The following is a 5,090-nucleotide window of genomic DNA, read 5'->3' as shown; positions in this document are numbered from 1 at the left end:
GAGCGATAAGGGGCAGGCCGGGCACGGTGGCTTTGGGAGGCCGAGGCAGGCGGATCATGAGGTCAGGAGATCGAGACCATCCTGGCTAGCACGAGCAACTTTATCCTTACTAATATGATGCAAAAAAACGAGAAATTTGAGGACGCGCTAAAGCGAGCTCAAGAGCTTGGTTACGCCGAAGCCGATCCAAGCTTTGACATCGGCGGGTTCGACGCGGCGCATAAGCTTTTGATCTTAGCTAGCATCGCATACGGCGTGCACGGCGACCCCGAAGATATCCTAATCGAGGGGATCGAGGAGATCACGCAGGAGGATATCTATTTTGCGCGCGAATTTGATTTTATAATCAAGCTGCTTGCGGTGGCTAAGCGCGCATGCGACAATAAAGTCGAGCTGCGCGTCCATCCCGCGCTCATTTCAAAGGATCAAATGCTCTCAAAAGTAGACGGCGTGATGAACGGCGTGAGCATCTACGGAGACTGCGTCGGCGAGAGTATGTATTACGGCCCTGGCGCCGGCGGAAGCGCTACGGCAAGTGCGGTTATAAGCGATCTCATCGACATTGCGCGCGATAATAAAAATCCGATGCTCGGATATAAAATTTTGCCGAGTGAAAATTTTATGCAAATTCTGCCGAGCGAGCAGATCCGCACGAAGTATTATTTCAGGCTGCGCGTGCGCGACGAGAAGGGCGTGCTCGCGAAGCTTACGAACATTATGAGCTTAAACGATCTTTCGATCGACAGCTTTTTGCAAAAGCCGAAGCTCAAAACGGATGAGGAAGTGACGCTGTTTTTCACGACGCATACGTGCTGCGAGAAGGACATAAAGCGCGCAATAAGCGTAATTAACGGCGAAAATTTCATCACGCAAAAGCCTTTTATGATCAGGATCGAAAGCTAAGTTGAGCTTAAAAGAATACATTTTCGGCTTTGCCTGCGAGAACCGTGCGGCAGAATTTTTACGCGGCGAAGGGTTTGAAATTTTAAAGCGAAATTTCCGCTGCCGTTTCGGCGAGATCGACATAATCGCGCGTAAGGGCGGAATTTTGCACTTCGTCGAGGTGAAGGCCACGAGCGGCGATTACGACGCTGCAGAGCGCGTGACGGGCGTCAAGATGGCTAAAATTTTAAAGGCGGCGGAATTTTATCTGATGAGCTGCGATACGGACGAGCCGTGGCAGATCGACGTCGTGGAAATTTATCCAAAGCAGATAAAATTTATCGCCAACATATCTTTTTGAATTAGAATTTTTATTATTTATTTAAGATAATGAACTATAATCCGCGGAATTTTAACACAAGGAGAACATTATGGGAAAGTATATAGAGCTTACTTCGGAGAATTTCGACGTTATTAAAGAGGGTGTCGCGCTAGTCGATTTTTGGGCACCTTGGTGCGGGCCGTGCCGTATGATCGCCCCGATCATCGAGGAGCTTGCGAACGATTACGAGGGCAAGGCTAAAATTTGCAAAGTAAATACCGACGAAGCGCAGGATTTGGCGGTGCGGTTCGGTGTGCGCTCGATCCCTACGATTCTATTTTTCAAAGACGGCGAGCTAAAAGCTCAGCTCATCGGCGCGCAATCCAAGCAGATCATAGCCGACAAGCTAAACTCGCTTCTGTAAATTTCAAAAGGGCGGCTTTCGCCCTTTCTCCTCTCGCTCATCATTTTATTAATTAAATTCGTAAATTTAACGCTCGCGGCTTTACTTAATAAAATAATTAAGGAGAAAAAATGTTAGATTTAGCAATTATCGGTGGCGGTCCTGCGGGGCTAGCGGCGGGGCTTTATGCTACAAGAGGCGGTTTAAAAGATGTCGTGATGTTTGAGATGGGGATGCCCGGCGGGCAGATCACCTCAAGCTCCGAGATGGAAAACTACCCGGGCGTCGCCGCGGTGACCGACGGGATGAGCTTTATGGCGCCTTGGCAGGAGCAGTGCTTCCGCTTCGGGCTGAAGCACGAGATGGTGCGCGTGCTGCGCGTCTCAAAAGACGGCGACGGGAATTTTACTATCTATCTCGAGGGCGATCAAACACGACGCGCGCGTACCGTTATTGTCGCTACGGGCTCTACTCCGCGCCGCGCGGGGATCGAGGGCGAGGATGAGTTTTTCGGTCGCGGCGTCAGTACCTGCGCGACCTGCGACGGTTTTTTTTACAAGGGCAAAGAGGTTGCCGTCCTCGGCGGCGGCGATACGGCGCTAGAGGAGGCGCTGTATCTGGCTAAAATTTGCTCTAAAGTCTATCTGATCCACCGCCGCGACGAATTTCGTGCTGCGCCTTCGACAGTGCAAAAGGTGCGCGAAAGTGAGAATATCGAGCTCATCACAAACGCGCTCGTAGAGCAGATCAAGGGCGATGCAAGCGGCGTAACGGGCGTCGTCGTCAAGGATAAAACCAGCGGCGCCACGCGCGAGCTGCAGCTGCCTGGGATCTTCGTATTCGTGGGGCTTGACGTGCGAAACGAGGTGCTAAAGGGCGATGATGGCAAGTTCATCTGCGACATCACGCCTGGCGGACAGGTCGCGGTAAATTTAAAGATGCAAACAAGCGTGCACGGGCTATTTGCGGCGGGCGATATGAGACAGGATGCGCCTAAACAGGTCGTCTGCGCGGCAGGCGACGGCGCGGTTGCCGCACTTAGCGCGATTGCGTATCTGCAAGGACACGATAAATAAGCTTGTATTCGGCGGAAAATTTCACGGCGCGGCAGGCGAAATTGATTCCGCCGCGCTTTAAATTTAAAACTTCACATAAAATTTTGAATGAAATTTTGATATAAAAAGGCGGCTAAATTTTAAAATTTCATCAAATTTAGCCGCGAGATGAGGCGCTTATTGCCTTTCGTAGAAGCCTGCTATGACATCTTTTGACTTCATTTTATTCACGGGATCTTCTTTGCCATTCGTGATAAGTTTAAATTTATCAGACAGATTTACGCTTTTACCCTCATTTACGATAAAATTTAGCTCGATAGCAAGCTTTGATGATCCGCCTTCTTTATGTCCGAAGCTCGCGTCCAATTGTTCTGCGGTTATTTGCGAGTAATAAATGGCTGCTTTTAAGCACTCCATAATAGAGTCTATGTAGATTTCGGTATTGCTTTCTTTTAGTATCTCCCCTTTTAGTTTGTCGTCGCAATCGACCGACTTCCATTCTTCTTCAAATTCTATTTTGCCTTTGGTTTTAAGCGTTTCTTGGAATTTGGCTTCGTTTAGCTTGCAGTATTCTTTTGCCAGCTTAAACAAGCCTTGCGCGTCGTAAGCCTTGCCCTCATAAAAAGTCATAACTCTTTTTAAAGATGAGTCCAACATCTCTTGTTTATATGATTTAAGTCTCTGCTCTACATCCACGTCGCAGACCATCTTAACCGTCTTTAATCCGCCGTTTTCCTCTTTGCTCCACGTGATATTTTTGCAGATTTTCGAGCCCTCGATCGCCGTGCCAATACTCATCGACTTGAAATCAGGCAAAGTATAGTTTTTCACAAGCCCCACATCGTCATCGCCACATCCTGCAAAAATAAATGCCGCAAGCGCAGCACCTAATGCGTATTTTATACGCGCTCCTTCAAGAAAAGTTAACGAGCAATGCTATCCATCTCTGTTTAATAACGGATAAATTTAGAGCCGAAATTTGATATAAATTCGCGAAGTACGTGGCTAAAAGCGTGAAAGATAAAATTTAAAGATAGAATTTTAAAAGAATTCGGCGAGAGAGGGAGGGAATCGAACCCCCCGGAAAACGGTCAACCGCCCTCCTATCGGATTTGAAGTCCGCAGACGCCACCAGGTCGCCATCCTCTCCAAATGCGGGAATTATAGCGAGATAAAATTTATTTAGCTTTAAAGAGGCTAAATTTTAAGCCCTTTCGGCTCATTATTAGCGACGGCAGGATTATGAGTGCGCCCAAAAGCAGCAGGCTCATCACCAGACATATTAACATCCCGAAGTAGATCGTAGGCCAGAAATTGCTCATCATCATCACGCTGAATCCCAAAATGATCGCAAACGACGTATAATACATCGCGTATCCGATACTTGCGTGGCTCGCGCGGATTGCCGCGGCCTCGTCGCCCAGGCGCGCAAACTCCCGCTTGTAGCGATAGATATAGTGGATGACGTCGTCAACGCCGATACCGATGCTAATCGCCGCTATCGTGATACTCATGATATCTAGTGGAATGCTCGCAACCCCCATAATGCCGAAGCAGGCGCAAAGCGGAATTAAATTTACGACGATCGCGATAAGTGCGTATGAAAACGAGCGAAAGATGATCACGAAAAGCACGAAAAGCACGAGCACGGTAATACCCAGAGTGCCTATCTGCGAGCTCATCAGGCTTTGAAGCATATTGTTGTAAAGCACCATTATGCCGCTGATCTGTGCGCTTGCCTGCTCGCCCTCGAGCAAAGAATTTAGCCCGCTTTGTAGATCTTTTAGGAATTTCGCTCTGCGCAAGCGTGGATCGCTATCTATCGTGCGGATGCTAAAGTGCGCCTCGTTCGCTTCGATATTTACAAAGGGCGAAAGCACCAATTCGCGGTAGTTTGCGGGCATTTCAGAGTAGATTAGAGCAAGGCTCAGATCGTCCAGATCGCGCCCCTGATTAATCTGCTTGCCGAGCTTTAAAAGCGATGCGAGCGAGCTTACGTTGCCGATAAACTCGTGCCCGGCGACGTTTTTGTCCTTCAAAAAATCATCTATTTTGCTGATGATACGCATCTTTTCGGAGGTGAACCAATACTGCGGCTTGTTTTCGTTAGCGGCGTACTCGGCTTCGAAATCGCCAAAATCGTCGCTCGCGGTGGAATTTTGCTCTAAATTTGCGGCGTGGATTTGATCCGAATTTGCGGCGTCGCTTGGTTGTGTTGCCGCAGCGGGGCCTTGCTCGGACAAATTTTTATCATTTAAATTTTGCGCCGTGGCGGTAGAATTCTGAGTAGCGGAATTTTGCACGATAGAATTTTGCCCTGCGGGATTGGAATTTTCGCCTCTCTTAAAATTTGCGCTGCCGCTTGCAGAATTTTCGCTCTCGCCGATAACCTTAAAGCAAGCATCCGCCTTGATCTTACGCCCCGCGT

The 5,090-nt window shown here is 48.6% G+C and carries 5 protein-coding genes and 1 pseudogene; 4 read left to right on the top strand and 2 right to left on the bottom strand.

All coding sequences use genetic code 11. The features are described 5' to 3' along the window. Nucleotides 1-69 precede the first annotated feature (69 nt). The 4 genes and pseudogenes from Q0372_RS07080 to trxB all read left to right on the top strand — a co-directional run. Nucleotides 70-903 (top strand): annotated as a pseudogene (locus tag Q0372_RS07080) (homoserine dehydrogenase); the annotation flags it as partial. A 1-nt stretch (nt 904) separates the two neighbouring features. Continuing rightward, on the top strand, nt 905-1,243 hold the full coding sequence (locus Q0372_RS07075) for a YraN family protein (protein ID WP_298104270.1): 339 nt from the start codon (nt 905-907) through the stop codon (nt 1,241-1,243). 70 nt (nt 1,244-1,313) lie between these two features. Next, nucleotides 1,314-1,628 (top strand): thioredoxin, encoded by a 315-nt coding sequence (trxA, locus tag Q0372_RS07070; protein WP_291938377.1) that lies wholly within the window; start codon nt 1,314-1,316, stop codon nt 1,626-1,628. Nucleotides 1,629-1,738: 110 nt separating this feature from the next. Continuing rightward, nucleotides 1,739-2,683 (top strand): thioredoxin-disulfide reductase, encoded by a 945-nt coding sequence (trxB, locus tag Q0372_RS07065; RefSeq protein ID WP_298104265.1) that lies wholly within the window; start codon nt 1,739-1,741, stop codon nt 2,681-2,683. Nucleotides 2,684-2,839: 156 nt separating this feature from the next. Here trxB and Q0372_RS07060 read toward each other — a convergent pair whose 3' ends face one another. Continuing rightward, nucleotides 2,840-3,493, bottom strand: a complete 654-nt coding sequence (locus tag Q0372_RS07060) for a hypothetical protein (protein ID WP_297894418.1) — start codon at nt 3,491-3,493, stop codon at nt 2,840-2,842. Between the two features lie 347 nt (nt 3,494-3,840). Continuing rightward, the coding region (locus Q0372_RS07055) for an MMPL family transporter (RefSeq protein ID WP_298104261.1) at nt 3,841-5,090 on the bottom strand (1,250 nt) is incomplete at its 5' end.

Origin of the sequence: uncultured Campylobacter sp. (assembly GCF_937997405.1) — a bacterium.
In the GTDB taxonomy this organism is placed as follows: domain Bacteria; phylum Campylobacterota; class Campylobacteria; order Campylobacterales; family Campylobacteraceae; genus Campylobacter_B.
This window is presented reverse-complemented; position numbering and strand designations above follow the sequence as displayed.